19 protein-coding genes are annotated in these 15,379 nt (G+C 36.3%); 4 read left to right on the forward strand and 15 right to left on the reverse strand.

Translation table 11 applies throughout. The features are described from left to right. Window positions 1-8 precede the first annotated feature (8 nt). A complete protein-coding gene (locus DRF65_RS06050) occupies window positions 9-455 on the forward strand; it encodes an Lrp/AsnC family transcriptional regulator (protein WP_115969757.1) in 447 nt (148 codons plus the stop codon). A 66-nt stretch (window positions 456-521) separates the two neighbouring features. Here DRF65_RS06050 and DRF65_RS06055 read toward each other — a convergent pair whose 3' ends face one another. Together DRF65_RS06055 and DRF65_RS06060 are read right to left on the reverse strand one after the other, a co-directional pair. Next, a complete protein-coding gene (locus tag DRF65_RS06055) occupies window positions 522-809 on the reverse strand; it encodes a c-type cytochrome (protein WP_115969759.1) in 288 nt (95 codons plus the stop codon). Window positions 810-832: 23 nt separating this feature from the next. Beyond that, window positions 833-1,126 carry a c-type cytochrome gene (locus tag DRF65_RS06060; protein ID WP_115969761.1) on the reverse strand — a complete coding sequence of 98 codons (294 nt, stop codon included), beginning with the start codon at window positions 1,124-1,126 and terminating at the stop codon, window positions 833-835. Between the two features lie 195 nt (window positions 1,127-1,321). On the opposite strand from DRF65_RS06060, the gene meaB reads away from it, so the two are divergent. Next, entirely contained in the window at window positions 1,322-2,314 is a 993-nt protein-coding gene (gene meaB / locus DRF65_RS06065; RefSeq protein WP_115969763.1) for a methylmalonyl Co-A mutase-associated GTPase MeaB, read from the forward strand. Here the strand turns inward: meaB and DRF65_RS06070 are convergent. Continuing rightward, complete coding sequence (locus tag DRF65_RS06070) at window positions 2,311-2,859, reverse strand: DUF4251 domain-containing protein (protein WP_115969765.1); 549 nt, start codon at window positions 2,857-2,859, stop codon at window positions 2,311-2,313. The two genes, meaB and DRF65_RS06070, sit on opposite strands and share 4 nt — an antisense overlap. Window positions 2,860-2,965: 106 nt before the next feature. Between DRF65_RS06070 and DRF65_RS06075 the strand changes: the two genes are divergently transcribed. Both DRF65_RS06075 and DRF65_RS06080 read left to right on the forward strand, forming a co-directional pair. Beyond that, on the forward strand, window positions 2,966-3,772 hold the full coding sequence (locus DRF65_RS06075) for a M48 family metallopeptidase (RefSeq protein WP_115969767.1): 807 nt from the start codon (window positions 2,966-2,968) through the stop codon (window positions 3,770-3,772). A 211-nt stretch (window positions 3,773-3,983) separates the two neighbouring features. Beyond that, the gene (locus DRF65_RS06080; protein WP_115969769.1) at window positions 3,984-4,295 is read left to right on the forward strand and encodes a hypothetical protein; all 312 of its coding nucleotides are present in this window, start codon (window positions 3,984-3,986) and stop codon (window positions 4,293-4,295) included. Window positions 4,296-4,333: 38 nt separating this feature from the next. Here the strand turns inward: DRF65_RS06080 and DRF65_RS06085 are convergent, their stop codons facing one another. From DRF65_RS06085 to DRF65_RS06140, 12 genes are all read right to left on the reverse strand, one after another. Next, the gene (locus tag DRF65_RS06085; RefSeq protein ID WP_115969771.1) at window positions 4,334-4,945 is read right to left on the reverse strand and encodes an outer membrane beta-barrel protein; all 612 of its coding nucleotides are present in this window, start codon (window positions 4,943-4,945) and stop codon (window positions 4,334-4,336) included. Next, a complete protein-coding gene (locus DRF65_RS06090) occupies window positions 4,929-5,738 on the reverse strand; it encodes an ABC transporter ATP-binding protein (RefSeq protein ID WP_115969773.1) in 810 nt (269 codons plus the stop codon). Before DRF65_RS06090 ends, DRF65_RS06085 begins: the two co-directional genes overlap by 17 nt. Beyond that, window positions 5,738-6,490, reverse strand: a complete 753-nt coding sequence (locus DRF65_RS06095) for an MlaE family ABC transporter permease (RefSeq protein ID WP_115969775.1) — start codon at window positions 6,488-6,490, stop codon at window positions 5,738-5,740. Before DRF65_RS06095 ends, DRF65_RS06090 begins: the two co-directional genes overlap by 1 nt. Before the next feature lie 95 nt (window positions 6,491-6,585). After that, window positions 6,586-7,956 (reverse strand): exopolysaccharide biosynthesis polyprenyl glycosylphosphotransferase, encoded by a 1,371-nt coding sequence (locus DRF65_RS06100; RefSeq protein WP_115969777.1) that lies wholly within the window; start codon window positions 7,954-7,956, stop codon window positions 6,586-6,588. Between the two features lie 44 nt (window positions 7,957-8,000). Further along, window positions 8,001-8,630: a 7-carboxy-7-deazaguanine synthase QueE gene (locus DRF65_RS06105; protein ID WP_115969778.1), complete on the reverse strand. Its 630-nt coding sequence runs from the start codon at window positions 8,628-8,630 to the stop codon at window positions 8,001-8,003. Window positions 8,631-8,637: 7 nt separating this feature from the next. Beyond that, entirely contained in the window at window positions 8,638-9,522 is an 885-nt protein-coding gene (locus tag DRF65_RS06110; protein WP_115969780.1) for a bifunctional 5,10-methylenetetrahydrofolate dehydrogenase/5,10-methenyltetrahydrofolate cyclohydrolase, read from the reverse strand. A 26-nt stretch (window positions 9,523-9,548) separates the two neighbouring features. Beyond that, the gene (locus DRF65_RS06115; protein WP_115969783.1) at window positions 9,549-10,373 is read right to left on the reverse strand and encodes a class I SAM-dependent methyltransferase; all 825 of its coding nucleotides are present in this window, start codon (window positions 10,371-10,373) and stop codon (window positions 9,549-9,551) included. A 3-nt stretch (window positions 10,374-10,376) separates the two neighbouring features. Beyond that, window positions 10,377-12,017 carry a glucose-6-phosphate isomerase gene (gene pgi / locus DRF65_RS06120; RefSeq protein WP_115969785.1) on the reverse strand — a complete coding sequence of 547 codons (1,641 nt, stop codon included), beginning with the start codon at window positions 12,015-12,017 and terminating at the stop codon, window positions 10,377-10,379. A gap of 206 nt (window positions 12,018-12,223) precedes the next feature. Next, entirely contained in the window at window positions 12,224-12,829 is a 606-nt protein-coding gene (locus DRF65_RS06125; RefSeq protein WP_115969787.1) for a hypothetical protein, read from the reverse strand. Further along, a complete protein-coding gene (locus DRF65_RS06130) occupies window positions 12,819-13,328 on the reverse strand; it encodes an RNA polymerase sigma factor (protein WP_115969789.1) in 510 nt (169 codons plus the stop codon). Before DRF65_RS06130 ends, DRF65_RS06125 begins: the two co-directional genes overlap by 11 nt. Window positions 13,329-13,352: 24 nt before the next feature. Continuing rightward, a complete protein-coding gene (locus DRF65_RS06135) occupies window positions 13,353-14,228 on the reverse strand; it encodes a TraB/GumN family protein (RefSeq protein WP_165852181.1) in 876 nt (291 codons plus the stop codon). Between the two features lie 152 nt (window positions 14,229-14,380). After that, complete coding sequence (locus DRF65_RS06140; protein WP_115969793.1) at window positions 14,381-15,295, reverse strand: DUF4349 domain-containing protein; 915 nt, start codon at window positions 15,293-15,295, stop codon at window positions 14,381-14,383. Window positions 15,296-15,379 lie beyond the last annotated feature (84 nt).

A 15,379-nucleotide genomic window follows, 5' to 3' on the forward strand; every position in this document is an offset into this window, starting at 1 on the left:
AAATAATTATGCTATTAGACTCATTACATTATGCTATTTTGAATGAATTGCAGAAAAATTCCCGTCTGTCCAATACCGATATTGGACGCATAATAGGACTTACTGCACCAGCAGTAGCTGAAAGAATTAGAAAAATGGAAGAAGCTCAGGTAATAAAATCATTTACTGTAAATCTGGACTATGAGCAGCTTGGATTTAATGAAAATGTTATTATAGGAATCGATATTCCATATTGTGATATTCCCCCATTTTTAAAAGAGATTGAGAATATAAACGGTATTCTAAAGGTGATGAAATCTACAGGCGATTTTTGCCTTATTGTTCATCTGGTAGCTAAAAAAGTTTCCGAATTGGAAAATATAATTACCCGTTTCAGTAACCATGGAAATACTTCTACATTTCGGATATTGGCTTTCCCTTTGGAGAGAGATTCCGTATGGTTAGGTAAAAGCTGATTCCATCGTTTTAACGTCTGATAAGAATATGATATTATATAAAAAAATAAGCTTTCAACAGAAAGCTTATTTTTTATTTACAGAGATCAGATAATCATAGACCATTTGATGTTGATCATCCGTCAGCTTTGCTTTCGGAGCCATTCTGCTTAAGGTATTGATCCAGCCCTGGTTGTCATGCTTGGTAGGTTCCGGCAGTTTATGGCATTTTGCACAGGAATTTTCAAAAACTGTTTTTCCTTGTGCCAACTGTTCGGATGAGGTATACTTTGGCCCTGTTACAGCCGTACTTTTAGGTCCGCAGGATACCAGAAATGCTGATGCTGCGATGCCACTTAAGATTAATTTTTTCATACCTATATTATTTTGTTGGTGAATTACTTTTTCACAGAAACAATATAATCGTAAACCCATTTGTGCTGGTCATCTGTCAGCTTTGCTTTCGGAGCCATTGCATTCATAATACCTACCCATTGTACAGAATTGTGTGACGTGGGATCAGGTAGCTTATGGCACTTTCCACAGGAGTTTTCAAAAATTGTTTTTCCCTGAGCAATCTCTTCAGCAGTAGACGTTGAGGTTCCTGCAGTAGCCGCAGAAGTAGAAGCTTTAGGAGTACAGGAAACTAATAGGATAGCAGTGAATGATGCCGCAGCAATAAGTTTTTTCATGTTTCTTATTTTGATATATAACAAATGTAATAAATTCCTAAACCCTTTGATACAGTGTGTTGTAGTTTTAATTTAGAAGAAATAAAAATCGAGATATTGCGAATAATGTAATCTTAAACCCTCAGTTGTCAGTCTTTTATTTTGCCTTTGACAAAACTATTGACCATTCACTTTTTAATTATTAATTTTGAATCAATGAAATTTTCTACAGAAGAACTTATTGAGGGAATACAGTCGGGAAACAAACGTCTGATTGCAAAGGCTATTACTTTAGTTGAAAGTAAAAAAGCTGAACATAGAGTACAGGCAGAAGACCTTCTGAAAAGAATTATGCCCTTTACAGGAAACTCCGTCAGAGTAGGAGTTACCGGCGTACCTGGTGCAGGAAAATCTACTTTTATCGAAAGTTTCGGCAGGTTAGCCATTGCTCAGGGTAAAAAAGTAGCTGTACTTGCTATTGATCCAAGTTCTTCTATCAATAAAGGAAGCATTCTGGGGGATAAAACCAGGATGGAAGAATTGGCAAAAGAAGAAAACGCATTCATACGGCCATCCCCAAGTTCCGGATTTTTAGGTGGGGTAGCCAATACCACTTTTGAAACAATGATGATCTGTGAAGCAGCAGGGTATGACTATATCCTTATAGAAACAGTTGGAGTAGGGCAATCAGAGGTTTTGGTAGCAGATATTACCGATGTTTTCTTATTTCTTAAGATTATTGGTGGCGGAGATGAGCTTCAGGGGATAAAACGAGGAATCATGGAAATGGTAGATGTTATTTTCATTAATAAAGTAGATCAAGATAATCTTCAGAAGGCTAAAAATACAAGACTTGAGCTGAAAAGAGCCCTGGATTTTATTCCACCAAAAGAAAAAGGATGGAAAATCCCGGTATTATTAGGTTCTGCTTTACATAATGAAGGACTGCAGGATATTTATGATAAGATCTCGGAATTTATAGATTTGAAAAAGAAAGCCGGACGTTTTGAAGAAATCCGCACCCAACAGGCAGAAAAGCGCTTTGAATATTGGGTTCAGGAGTATATTTTATCTCTTATGAAAAAGAGCAATGAGGTAGAGGAAGCCTATCAGACGCACAAAAAAAATGCTTCAGAGATGGTTTCCAATCCAAGTACTGAAGCAAAATTATTTGTTGAAAAATTTTTATCGGGTGAAAAGAGAATTTAAAGTTTTTCTTTTTCCTGCTTTACTTCACTTTTAGAGACATATCCGTCGTAGGTGATCGGTTGTCGGTCATTACTTCTCATTGAAACGAAAGCCTTACCGTTTTTAAAGATCTCAATATTGATCTCATCTACTGTATTTACGTCCTTTGGTTTGATCTTTAGAGTCCAGTTTCCTTTTTTGTTCTGTGATTTATTGATGATAAAATCTTTTGAAGTAAATGTATAGCCGTTCTTATCCGTATTTCCATAACTCGGATTGAATACTCTTCCAAAATATGGCAGCTCTACATCTACACTATTTTTATTTACCACAATAGTATAATCTCCGTTTAGATTCAAAATTCTGGATGCTGTAGAATTGGGCATAGAATTCATAACGTTGATGACATCATAATTTGTAGGATTGGCCCTCTGTGCATAGAAGGTAAATTCCTGGGAATCCACTAAGGCATTCACTACTGCTGGATCTGATGAACCCTGTGAGGCACAGCTCTGAAAGCTGAAGAGAAAGCCAAAGATCATCAGAAGGGAAATATACTTTTTCATGATTGAAATAATTATTAAATTTAAACAGCAAAATGTATGCAAATATATCCCTTCTTTACTATTTTGGAATAAAAATTGTTAAGGTTGAATTATTAACACTCAAACTATGAAAGTTACACATCTATTAGGAATTGGAGCATTCGCTCTGTCGGTCGCTGCCTGTACTACAAATCCAATTACAGGAAGATCATCTTTACAGCTGGCCAATAATTCAGAAATTTTAACAATGTCTGCTCAGGAATATAAGACGACATTGTCTAAAGGTAAGGTAATTACCGGAACAGCAGATGCAAAGAGAGTGGTAAATGTAGGAAACAGAATTAAAAACGCAGCAGAAAGGTATTATCAAAGTATAGGAAGATCAGCAGATCTTTCCAGTTACAATTGGGAATTTAATCTTCTGCAGAGTAGTGAATTAAATGCATGGTGTATGCCGGGTGGTAAAGTAGCTGTTTATACAGGGATTTTACCGGTAACCAAAGATGATAACGGACTTGCAGTAGTAATGGGACATGAGGTTTCCCATGCATTAGCAGGTCATGGAAATGAAAGAATATCTCAGGCAATGATGGCTCAATATGGAGGTGCTATTCTTGGAGGTGCCATTTCCAATGCTCAATGGGCAAGTGTTTTCCAGAAAGCATATCCAATCGGCTCACAGGTAGCATTATTAAAGTATGGTAGAGGGCAGGAATCAGAAGCGGATGAAATGGGACTTTACCTGATGTCTATGGCAGGATATGATCCAAGAGCAGCGATTCCTTTCTGGAACAGAATGGAGGCAGCTTCTTCAGGAGCAAGACAGCCGGAGTTTTTATCTACTCACCCTAACCCTGAAACCAGAATTTCAGATATCAACAAAGATCTGCCGAAAGCTTTGGAATACTATAAGGCTGCAGGAGGAAAAATATAACCTGTTAGTTTATTATAAAAAAAGGCGGACTGATTTTTAAAATGAGTCCGTTTTTTATTGGGTAATATTTTTCTTTTCACCCGATTTGGAATAATTATAGCTGTATTGATCATGGGGAAAGACTATTTAAATAGTATTCCTGTATAAAGACTTATTAAATTTTAGTAAATTTGGTATAATTTTTATAACATAATTACTTAAACACAATATTATGAAGAGTTTATCAATTACCGGACTTATCCTATTAGCCGTTTCAGCTTTACTTTTTTATCTTACTACTGATTTTGCTGTAGAGCAGATCAAGATTTCTCATATTATGGGAGTGATGGCTGGGGTAGGGATAGGGCTTATCATTGGCGGAATGGTAGGATATCTGAGCAAAGGAAGCGCTATAAAGGCTGAACAGAAGAAAAAAGAATTTAAGCAGCTACAGAAAGAGAAAGAAGAGCTTGAAAAACAGGCTGCTGATATTGCAAAACGCCAGGCCGAGCTTGAAAATCAAAATAAAAATCCTCAAATCTAAAATTTGAGGATTTAAAAGTTGTTATTTTCGATTGTTGATTAAAATTTATATCCCAAACCAACCATAAACAAGTTAGGTCTGTTATCATATCTGATCTCCGAACCGGAAACTTTGTTGATAAAGTTTCTTTCATCTTTACTGAAAGCACCTTCATATTTTGCATTTACAATAAGCTTTTTAATTTCAAGCTGTGCTCCGAACTGGTAGCCTACTGTAAAGTTATTTTTAGCATTTTCTTTAAAATCGTTATAGGTATTGTCTTTGCTTAGGTTAAAGCTTCCAACCGGACCTACAAAAACACCCAGCATATTCCCTAAAACGTTATATCCTAAAAGAACCGGAACATCAATACGGTTGCTTTTAACATCGAAAGTAGTATTCTCCGTCGTAAATTCATTCTTAAAATGAGTGTAATATACCTCAGGCATTAAGAATAATGACGTAGGTAATCCCACCTTTAATGAAAGTCCCACGTTGAAACCTACATTGTTTTTTCCTGTTCCTTCAATGGCATCATTCACTGTTCCTTTGATATTGGACCATGAAGGTGAGCCTGTAGGAAATATGATATTGGCCTTACCTGCCAGTGAGATCTGTGCAGAAGCCCACATTGAAAACCCTATTAACGCTATACTAAGTACCTTTTTCATTATCGTCTAATTTTGTATTCTCAATTGTTTTATTATTCTCAAGTAAATATTCTCTCAGCTCTTTAAACAGTTCTGAAGAGTAAACGAAGTCAATCAGATTTTTATTGCCTGCTGTAATCAGGATGTCCTTATTTCCTTCCCATTCTTTGATTCCTAATCTCAGGTATACAATTTTCTCGCCAATCGTCATTACAGAGTTCATATCGTGGGTATTGATAATCGTTGTCGTGTTGTATTCCTTGGTAATCTCGTAAAGGAGATCATCGATGACCTTTGAAGTATACGGATCAAGCCCTGAGTTGGGTTCATCACAGAATAAATATTTTGGATTGTTCACAATTGCTCTTGCAATGGCAACCCTTTTCTGCATTCCTCCGGAAATTTCAGAAGGATATTTTCTTCCTGCCTTATCAAGATGCACTCTTCCTATTACTTCAAAAACTCTTTTCTTCTTTTCTCTAAAAGTAAGGTTGGTAAACATATCCAGTGGAAACATAATATTCTCCTCTACTGTTAAAGAGTCAAATAAAGCACCTCCCTGGAATACCGTTCCGATTTCTGAACGAAGATGTTGCTTTTCATCACGGTTCATCGTATTGACATTCCGGCCATCAAATAAAATTTCTCCGGATGATGGCATATAGACATTCAGTAAACTTTTAAGAAAAACGGTTTTTCCCGAGCCACTCTGTCCGATGATAAGATTTACTTTTCCTTTATCAAATGATGTTGAAATTCCCTTAAGTACTTCAACATCTCCAAAACTTTTCTTAAGATCTTTTACCTCAATCATCAGCTTAATATTAATTGGGTTAAAATTAATTCGGAAATGATAATGAATACCATTGTCCATACTACAGCTTGTGTACTTGCTCTACCTACTTCCAAAGATCCTCCTTTCACAAAATATCCGAAATAAGAAGGTACTGTTGCAATGATGAATGCAAAAACTATGGTTTTGGAAAATGCATAATAGATAAACAGATTAGGCATATACATCTGGATTCCGATAATATAGTCGTTTTCTGTCCAGTTTCCTGTTAAAATCCCTGCAATATAACCTCCGCCAATACCAAATACAATACTGATAGCAATAAGAAGAGGATTAAAAATCATACAGGCGATAATTTTTGGAAATATCAAAAAGTTGGGTGAGTTAACCCCCATGATATCTAAGGCATCAATCTGCTCAGAAACCCTCATTGTTCCAATACTGGAGGCAATATATGATCCTACTTTACCTGCTAAAATTAAACTGATGATGGTAGGTGCAAATTCCAAAACAAGGACTGCTTTTGTTGCATATCCTACAAATGAAGGAGGAATGGGAAATGACGATGCATCAAAGTTATTGAACATCTGAATAGCTACTACAGCCCCCACAAAGATTGATGTGAAGACCACAAGTCCGAAAGAATTTACTCCCAAATCATTAATTTCCCTCATGAGCAGTTTCCAAAAAACCCTCATTTTCTGGGGTTTTTGCAGGGATTTTCCTAGAAGGATAATATATTCCCCTACTGCTGTGAAAAACTTTTTTAACATACTGCTAAATTAGACTTTTTTATTGAATTAGGCTAAGGTTGAAATGAAGACTGATGCCCCGATAATGTTAAAATTATCCTAACCTTAGCATAGCTTTATTTTGCATTTTTATCCCCGCCAATAACCAGCAAAATGGTTTTTAATATAATAACCAGATCCAGAACAAAACTCCAGTTCTTTACATAAAATGCATCTGCAAGAACTCTTTTTTTCATTTCTACTTCTACATCTCCGGAATCCCCACGCAATCCGCTTACCTGTGCAAGACCCGTAATTCCTGGGTTTACCACGCTTCTTAAACTGTATCTTCCGATTTTGGGTTTGTAATAATTGTCAACAGCCAGCATATGAGGCCGTGGACCTACTATAGACATTTCTCCTTTCAGTACATTCATAAACTGTGGAAGCTCGTCAAGGCTGGTTTTTCTTAAAAATTTACCCACTTTGGTAATTCTTGTATCATTTTCCCGGGTAGTGCTTGTGGTAGACTCATCATTTACCACCATGGTCCTGAATTTTATACAGCTGAATACCTCCTCATGGAACCCATATCTTTTCTGAAAGAAAAAAACAGGCCCTTTGGAACTGGCTCTGATTAAAATTGCGATGATCGGAAATAACCATGAGCAGATGAAAGCCAATACAAAGATGGAAAAGAAGATATCAAATGTTCTCTTCATCAGGAAATTGGAATAATAATCTAACGGGTATCTTGCCTGATTTAAAACAGGCTGTGTCTGGATATAAGCGAGATCGTACAGGAAAAAATCATTCTGGGTAATACTCGGAATGAGGGAAATATGAACCTTGTTTTCCTCTGCCAGCTTAAAAATTTCAGTTTCTGTACCTTCATTGTAGGAATTTTCAGTAGAGAAAAACAGTGTGTGAATCCCGTTTTTTTTCCAGAAATCAACCAGGTTATCAGTGGTATTCGCTGAATTTTCATATTCAAATATTCTGTATCCGTAATCTTTACGGTCCTTAAATATGTTTTTAAGAATCTCAGTAGAATCATTATCTCCTAAGAACATGATATTCCTATAGTTGATCCCCAGTGAACGGAAGTACTTAATCGCAAAATAAATGAGTGATTTTGCCAGAAAGATAAATATCAACAGATAAAATGACAGCCAGTAAATGTCTGAATTGAAAAATACATTTTTACTGACTTTCCCAAGAAGCAGAACACCAAGTATGAACGATATAAAATGGATCAGAAGCCGTTCCAGAAACAGGGTATAGGTAAGGTTCCTCGGGATATTATATATTTTTGTTCTACCGCTGAGAAGTACCCAGAACAGAAACAGCAAAATCAGTGAAAAAGCGTTCTGATACCAGGTTTCCCTATGATATTTCAGGCCTTCGTTTCTGCTTATAAAAAAGAATATGAAGATAGCTGCAATAACCATAAGGTCAAGCAAAATAATGATCGATTTCAGGTATCTGGAGTATCGAATTCTCTGCATCTATCGGTATTATAACAGCTACGGTCAGCTAATGTACGTATTTTTTAAGGTATATTAAGATATTTATGGGTCTGAACTGATGCCTGCCACTCCGGATGTTCCAGAATAAAATCTGTAATCTTTGGATAGATATCATCTCTCTTGCTCCATTCACTCTGAAGATAGAGCTTACAGTTTTCAGAAACTTTTGCAGCCTGCTCCTGTGCAAATGTAAAGTCATGATGGTTGAAAACGATCACTTTAAGCTCGTGTGCTTTTTGATAGATCTCTTCTTTCGGTAATCCTGTTTTCTTTGGAGAAAGGGTAATCCAGTCCAGTTGTCCGCTCATAGGATAAGCTCCTGAAGTTTCGATATGAATGGTACATCCAAGTTCCTTTAATTTTGACGTCAGGATTTCCAGGTTCCATGTCAAAGGTTCTCCTCCTGTAAGAACTATGGTTTTACAGTGTTTAGCTGCAGTTTCGGCAATTTCTACGGCATCCATTAACGGATGAAGCTTGGGATCCCAGCTTTCCTTTACATCACACCAGTGGCATCCTACATCGCAGCCTCCCAGCCTGATAAAGTAAGCGGCTTTTCCTGTGTGTGCTCCTTCTCCCTGTAAAGTGTAAAAATGCTCCATTACAGGGAGCATTTTACCTTCTTTTAATAAAATATCTTGTTCTTTATTCATTTTAAAATTAGTCGTTATAGACCGAAGTTTTATAGGCAATGATGGTGTTTTTCATCAACATTGCTCTTGTCATTGGGCCTACTCCTCCAGGTACCGGAGTAATCCAGCTTGCTTTTGCTGCACAGCTGTCAAAATCCACATCACCGGCAAGGTAGTATCCTTTTGGAGAATCATCGTCTACTCTCGTGATACCCACGTCAACGATTACCGCACCCTCCTTAATCATTTCTCCTTTTAAGAAATGAGGATCTCCCAAGGCTGTAATAACGATGTCTGCCTTTTTAGTATATTCTTCAATATCTTTTGTGTATGAGTGGGTAAGAGTAACAGTTGAGTTTCCAGGGAAATCTTTTCTTCCCATTAAGATGCTCATTGGTCTTCCTACAATTTTACTTCTTCCAATGATAACACAGTCTTTTCCTTTAGTTTCGATATTGTATCTTTCCAGTAATGTTAAGATCCCAAAAGGTGTTGCCGGTAAGAAGGTGTCCATTTCAAGAGCCATTTTCCCGAAGTTTTCAGGGTGAAACCCATCCACATCTTTTCTTGGATCAATAGCGTTGATAATTTTCTCCTGATCAACCTGATCAGGTAGAGGTAGCTGAACGATAAACCCGTCTACTGCTTTAGATTTATTCAGTTCGTCAATAGTCTCCAATAATTCAGATTCCGAAACAGTGCTTGGGAATTTGATTAAGCTGGATTGGAACCCTACTTCTTCACAGTCTTTTACTTTAGCATTTACATAAGCCTTGCTTGCTCCGTTGTTTCCCACAAGAATTGCTACCAAATGAGGTGCTCTTCTTTTGCTTGCAAGGATTTTTTCCACTTCAACTTTGATCTCTGCTTTGATTTCCTTGGATACTTTAAGTCCGTCAAGAATTTCTGCCATTTTTACTTTTTTACTTTTATTTAGATTTAGATTTTTTCGAATACTACAATATCCTGAAATTCATCAGCACCTTCCTTTTCTATATCATTTCTCCAGAATCCTCCCTGTATGGTTTTTACTTTCAGACCTGCTTCATGAGCCATTTGATTCAGTAATGGAATACTTACGGCAATATTGGCAGCCGTTACTTTATCATCCATCAGCCGGTATCCTTCATACTGATGTGGGAAATGCATGCTTCCACTTTCCGCTTTAGAATCATCATACAGAAAGAATGTTGCAAGACATTGTCCGCCACTTTTCAGAACCCTGCTGATTTCATTCAGATATTGTTTGATCTCAGGGATCTGCATGTGGGTGAAAACAGAAAACAAAAATGCTTTATCAAACTGAGCTTTATCGTAAGGGAAGGTGAAGTTCTCCGCTTTCTGACTGAAAGTATTATACAGATCATTATAAATCGGTGTAAACTTAAAGTTGAAGTTCGGATATTTTCTGTGAATGTGTTTATCACACCACTTAATTCCTTTTTCTACGGCATCGAAACCATCATAAGCTCCCTTGTCTATGAATCCGGATAGGGCAACAGCTGTTCTGCCGATTCCACATCCTATATCCAGCACATGGTCTGTATTTTTAAGTGCAATATGTTTTTTCAGCGCATTCATCTGACGGATCCCGTGAGGAATAAAATCGCTGCTTCCTACATAGATATCTCCCTTTTTGGGCTCGTTTTTGGCCCTTTTTCCGGTAATGCCTTCATAGAAATCTATCGGAAAATAATATAGTTTTCTTCCTAAGAGCCTGAAGCCGGGAGGCAGTTTATAATAATATGATCGTAATGCAGACATCTGCTATTTATTTCCTTTATAATAATTAATTAATCCGTTGGTAGAACTGTCATGCGAAGTTACAGTTTCGTTGCTTTCAAGCTCTGGTAAGATTTTGTTAGCGAGAACTTTACCTAATTCTACTCCAAACTGATCGAAGCTGAAAATGTTCCAGATTACCCCCTGAACAAAGATTTTATGCTCATACATTGCAATTAACTGACCTAATGAAAAAGGGGTTAGTTCTTTGAATAGTATTGAGTTAGTAGGAGTGTTTCCGTGGAAGACCTTGTAATTTAATAATTGGTCTATTTCTTCGTCAGATTTTCCGGCATTTTTAAGTTCTTCTTCAACTTCTTCTTCTGTTTTCCCGAAAGCAAGAGCTTCAGTCTGGGCAAAGAAGTTGGCTAATAATTTATCCTGGTGGTCAGAGACTTCATTACAGCTTTTAGCATAAGCAATAAAGTCTGCAGGAATCAATTCTGTACCTTGGTGAATCAATTGGTAAAATGCGTGTTGACCATTAGTTCCTGGTTCTCCCCAAATGATGGGTCCTGTTTCATATTCTACAAATTCTCCGTTTCTGTCTACACATTTCCCGTTGCTTTCCATATCTCCCTGTTGAAGATATGCTGCAAATCTGTCCAGATATTGTGAGTATGGAAGAATTGCATAGCTTGTTGCTGCATAGAAATTACGGTACCATATTCCCAGAAGTCCCATTAATACAGGGGTGTTTTCAGAGAAGTCCTCTGTCTGGAATCGTTGGTCTGTGTCAAAGGCTCCTTTTAGAAGCTGCTCAAAGTTTTCATATCCTACAGCCAAAACAATACTTAATCCGATAGCACTCCATAGAGAGTATCTTCCGCCTACCCAATCCCAGAATTCAAAGATGTTTTCTTCTGCAATTCCAAATTGCTTAACAGCTTCAACATTAGTGGATAAAGCAACAAAATGCTTTGCAACATCTTCCTGTTTTCCTGCTTTAAGGAACCAGTCTTTTGCTGAGTTTGCATTGGTCATTGTTTCCTGCGTCGTAAATGTCTTGGAAGCAATGATGAATAAAGTAGTTTCCGGGTTTAGATCTTTAACAACCTCTGCAATATGATTTCCGTCCACATTGGAAACAAAGTGAACATTGAGTCTTGTTTTAAAATGCTTTAAAGCCGAACAAACCATTACGGGTCCTAAGTCTGAACCTCCGATTCCTATGTTTACAACATCTGTAATTTCTTTTCCACTGAAACCTTTATGTTCTCCTGAAATGATTTTTTCAGAAAAAGCTTTCATATGATTCAGTACTCTTTTAATCTGTGGCTTAATATTTTCGCCATCAACAAGAATTTCACGATCAGAGAAATCTCTCAAAGCCGTATGTAATACTGCTCTTCCCTCTGTCTCATTGATCTTATCTCCTGAGAACATTTTGGTAATAGCGTCTTTTAACTGACATTCTTCTGCCAGCTGTAATAAAAGAGTTTTTGTCTTTGCATCGATCAGGTTTTTAGAATAATCAAAAAGGTAATTGTCCTTTTTCAGAGAAAACTCTTCAAAACGGTTCGGATTGTACTGGAAAAGACTTCTTAGTTCAAGATCATTCGATGCGAAATGTTCATCAAGGGCTTTCCAGCTGTTGGTTTGTAGAGGATTTATTTTTGATAGCATGTTGTCGAGAATTTATAGTTCACAGAATAATGTTGCGGATAAAAAACTTTAGAAATCCATAACGATTTATTTCTGATCTGCAAATTTAAGGAAAAATAAAACCTCAAATAAATTTGAAGATGATAAATAACGATTTTTTAAAAAACAAAACCCCAGAAATGATCTGAGGTTTACTTTTTATAAGGTTAAAGATACTTTTTTGAATTTTATTCATCTATTTCATTCAGAATATTTTCCAATTGCTTAGCATGGCGTCCGTAAATATACTTTGTCCATAAAACAATATTAACTATAATTGCGATGGTTCCAATAAGAACAGAAATAATAAGAGTCTGCTGATAAGAGTTGGTTACACTTTCAAAGGTCATCCCTTTTTTCGCTAATACCTTATAGAATTCGAGTCCTAATGTGATCATGAAGTGGGGGAGGAGCAGGAAGCTGAAAGACTGATATCTTTCCATATTAAGTTTTAATTCGTGGTATATTTTCCAGAGACTGTTTTTAGTATTGCCAGTATAAAGTTCAGTCTGCTTGTAAAATTTGTAAAAGCCAAATAAATAATAAGAAGATATAACGACAAGCATGGTATAAGAGGTATAATAAATAACATATTGTGAAATGGGAAATTTCAGTATTTGAGGAAAGAATGCTATAAGAATAATAGCAATGACCTGCATTGGGAATTCTTTTTTCATACTTTTCTGAATTTTTTCGATAGGATGCTTGCTTTCTTTTAATTGTTTTATGCTGTCAGGAATATGGACATTACTGTCTTCATTATTCCACTGTTCTTTTAATTGATCAAAATTCATAACCTGATTTTTTTATGATTTGCTGTATTTTTTCTTTAGTTCTGTTGAGTTTTACACGGGCATTTCCTTCACTAAGCCCTAGATTGTTTCCGATTTCCTTATGTGACATTCCTTCCATGAAATAGAATATAACAGCTTTTTCAAGAGCATTTAATTCCTGAACGGCAGTGTAAAAAATTTCAAGTTGCTGGTCTTTGTTAGGATTGTAGTCTTCTTGATGTACTTCAAAATGGTGCGGTGTGTCTGTATGATTTTTAGATCGTTGCTTTTCCTTTTTTAAATAAGTGATTGCTGTATTGATAGCGACACGGTACATCCATGTAGAAAACTCGCTGTTTCCCTTGAAGTTCTGATAAGATTTCCACAGCTGGATAAGGATTTGCTGTTGGAGGTCTTCCCGGTCTTCTATAGAATCGGCATAGATCCGGGAAGCTTTGTATAAAATGCCTTTGTGCTGATTAACAAGCTTTAAAAAGGCTGCTTCAGTTGGAGTACTCACAATAGTTTCATGGTTGGGTTATTGTTATAAGTTTGATACGGGTTTTACAGTGTATCCTTTTGCCTTCAGGAGATTAATTAATCCATTTTCTCCCCAAAGATGGCCACTTCCAACAGCAAAGAAAGAACTTTGATTTTTCATCATTTCCGGCATTTTTTCTGCCCATTTTTTATTTCTGTCAGTCAAAACCAATTTCTCCTGGCTCTTGTTCATGAACTTTGGATCTTTAATGAGTATATCCAGATTTTTCAGATTTTCATTTTTAAAGGCCTCAGTCATTTTTTGCGCTGCAATAGCATATTCATTACCTAATTTAAGCTGGCTGATTACTTCTTTCAGATTATATGCTTTGCCAATTGCGTAGATCTGATCATCCACTTTTTCTAGGCCGTTTACACTTTTCTTGTTTTTTAGAGCGGTTTTAAGAAGTTCAATTTCATACATTTTCACTTCATTTGCAGGGCAAGGAATGGCTTTGGTAGCAACAAGAGCATATAAAGCTTGTGGGCTTTGACCGTCTACATTTTTTAGATTCGTACCATAGTCAGCAAGTGTTTTGTTTAATTCTGTGGCTTCTGCAGGAGTTAACTGTTCAGAAATTTTTTTATCAGCAGCCATCATTTTTTGCATGGCCATCATTTCATTCTGATCTGTATAGTTGATTTCCATAACAAAATTCTCTGATGCATTGAGGGCGTTCCAAATCTTAGGCTTTATATCAAAATCCTTGTTGCATAAGATATGAAATGTTCCGGTAATATAAGATGGCTTAGAGAGTCCATTTCCAGATACCTCCCATAGCAGGCTGTTGTCATTGTCTGTGTTTTTGTTCTGTGCCGTAGCAGTCATGAAATGCATTGATAATAGTGCAGCGAATCCAAGTTTTATTACAATTTTCATAGTATTGATTTTTTTGATTTTCTGTTCTTTTAAACAGTAGGTAAGGGTACCGTTACAATCGTTACAGTTTTTTTTCAAAAAAATAAAAACCTCCTGAAAACAGGAGGCTGTAAAATCTAAAATTATGATGATAACCATTTGGTTAGGAATTTTTATTCCTGGTTTTTAGGAAGCACAGGCTTTGCCATTTTTCTTTTTCTTAGAAAATAGATTACTCCACCTGCAATCAATACAATCGGCCAGATGTTGATAAGCCCTACAATAATTCTCTGAATCAAATAAAATCCATAGACAAATCCGTCTTTTGCATCATATATAAAGTTATATCTATACTTATTATCAATGCTGTTTATATTGGTAACAGCGATTTCTGCGATGCGTAATTTGGGTTCTTTGATGAAAATATCAACGGTGCTGTATTTCAGGTTATCGGCAATGTTCATATTGGTTAGCTTCTGAAGGTTTCCTTCAGACATATTTTCATCATCAAGAGTAACTTTATCCTTATTGGTCTTTATTTTTTCAATATTTTCAGAAGTTTTCTGGTTTCTTTTTGTCTCCAGCTCAGAATATTTGATGTTAGCTGTTACGTCTTCCGCATTGATGGTTCTTGAGTTAAGAAAAAGCTTATTCGTATTAATGAATGTTAAAAGCTCTCCCAGTTTTTCAGTGGGTACTCTTACCTGAATCGTATTTTCGGTCTTATATTTTTTGATAAGCATAGCTTCAGTATCAGACGTATTATAAGTATCTTCAGAAACCACATTGCTCTGAAGATTGCTTTTTGTAACAAAACCTCCAAGGTCCTGGACAGACTTTTCAATAGCGATAGTAGCATTATACACATCTTTTACTTCCATATTGACATCTGCTGTTTTGATGAATTTTTTGTCCTTTACTTCCATGCTCGCAACAGACGAAACACTGTCTTCCGAAACAGCCGCAGAATCTGTTGTTGCTTCATAGCTTTTAAGTTCACTGCTGCTGGTTGCTTCTCCTTTTTTACATGAATAAATTCCAAGTAAAAGAACCGCTGATAATGATAATCTAATGTAAGTCGTTTTCATAGCGTAATATTTTTGAGGTTTTGCTTGAGTCAAAGTTCTGCAAGGATCCTTTGTAATGCTTGAAAATCGAAAGTAAAAAACTTG

The sequence above is a fragment of the Chryseobacterium pennae genome (assembly GCF_003385515.1).
GTDB classification, from domain to species: Bacteria; Bacteroidota; Bacteroidia; order Flavobacteriales; family Weeksellaceae; genus Chryseobacterium; species Chryseobacterium pennae.

Excerpts from the sequence above, each read along its gene's own strand:
- DRF65_RS06050 (WP_115969757.1), top strand. The coding sequence starts at position 9 with ATGCTATTAGACTCATTACATTATGCTATTTTGAATGAATTGCAGAAA.
- DRF65_RS06055 (WP_115969759.1), bottom strand. The coding sequence starts at position 809 with ATGAAAAAATTAATCTTAAGTGGCATCGCAGCATCAGCATTTCTGGTA.
- DRF65_RS06060 (WP_115969761.1), bottom strand. The coding sequence starts at position 1,126 with ATGAAAAAACTTATTGCTGCGGCATCATTCACTGCTATCCTATTAGTT.
- meaB (WP_115969763.1), top strand. The coding sequence starts at position 1,322 with ATGAAATTTTCTACAGAAGAACTTATTGAGGGAATACAGTCGGGAAAC.
- DRF65_RS06070 (WP_115969765.1), bottom strand. The coding sequence starts at position 2,859 with ATGAAAAAGTATATTTCCCTTCTGATGATCTTTGGCTTTCTCTTCAGC.
- DRF65_RS06075 (WP_115969767.1), top strand. The coding sequence starts at position 2,966 with ATGAAAGTTACACATCTATTAGGAATTGGAGCATTCGCTCTGTCGGTC.
- DRF65_RS06080 (WP_115969769.1), top strand. The coding sequence starts at position 3,984 with ATGAAGAGTTTATCAATTACCGGACTTATCCTATTAGCCGTTTCAGCT.
- DRF65_RS06085 (WP_115969771.1), bottom strand. The coding sequence starts at position 4,945 with ATGAAAAAGGTACTTAGTATAGCGTTAATAGGGTTTTCAATGTGGGCT.
- DRF65_RS06090 (WP_115969773.1), bottom strand. The coding sequence starts at position 5,738 with ATGATTGAGGTAAAAGATCTTAAGAAAAGTTTTGGAGATGTTGAAGTA.
- DRF65_RS06095 (WP_115969775.1), bottom strand. The coding sequence starts at position 6,490 with ATGTTAAAAAAGTTTTTCACAGCAGTAGGGGAATATATTATCCTTCTA.
- DRF65_RS06100 (WP_115969777.1), bottom strand. The coding sequence starts at position 7,956 with ATGCAGAGAATTCGATACTCCAGATACCTGAAATCGATCATTATTTTG.
- DRF65_RS06105 (WP_115969778.1), bottom strand. The coding sequence starts at position 8,630 with ATGAATAAAGAACAAGATATTTTATTAAAAGAAGGTAAAATGCTCCCT.
- DRF65_RS06110 (WP_115969780.1), bottom strand. The coding sequence starts at position 9,522 with ATGGCAGAAATTCTTGACGGACTTAAAGTATCCAAGGAAATCAAAGCA.
- DRF65_RS06115 (WP_115969783.1), bottom strand. The coding sequence starts at position 10,373 with ATGTCTGCATTACGATCATATTATTATAAACTGCCTCCCGGCTTCAGG.
- pgi (WP_115969785.1), bottom strand. The coding sequence starts at position 12,017 with ATGCTATCAAAAATAAATCCTCTACAAACCAACAGCTGGAAAGCCCTT.
- DRF65_RS06125 (WP_115969787.1), bottom strand. The coding sequence starts at position 12,829 with ATGAATTTTGATCAATTAAAAGAACAGTGGAATAATGAAGACAGTAAT.
- DRF65_RS06135 (WP_165852181.1), bottom strand. The coding sequence starts at position 14,228 with ATGAAAATTGTAATAAAACTTGGATTCGCTGCACTATTATCAATGCAT.
- DRF65_RS06140 (WP_115969793.1), bottom strand. The coding sequence starts at position 15,295 with ATGAAAACGACTTACATTAGATTATCATTATCAGCGGTTCTTTTACTT.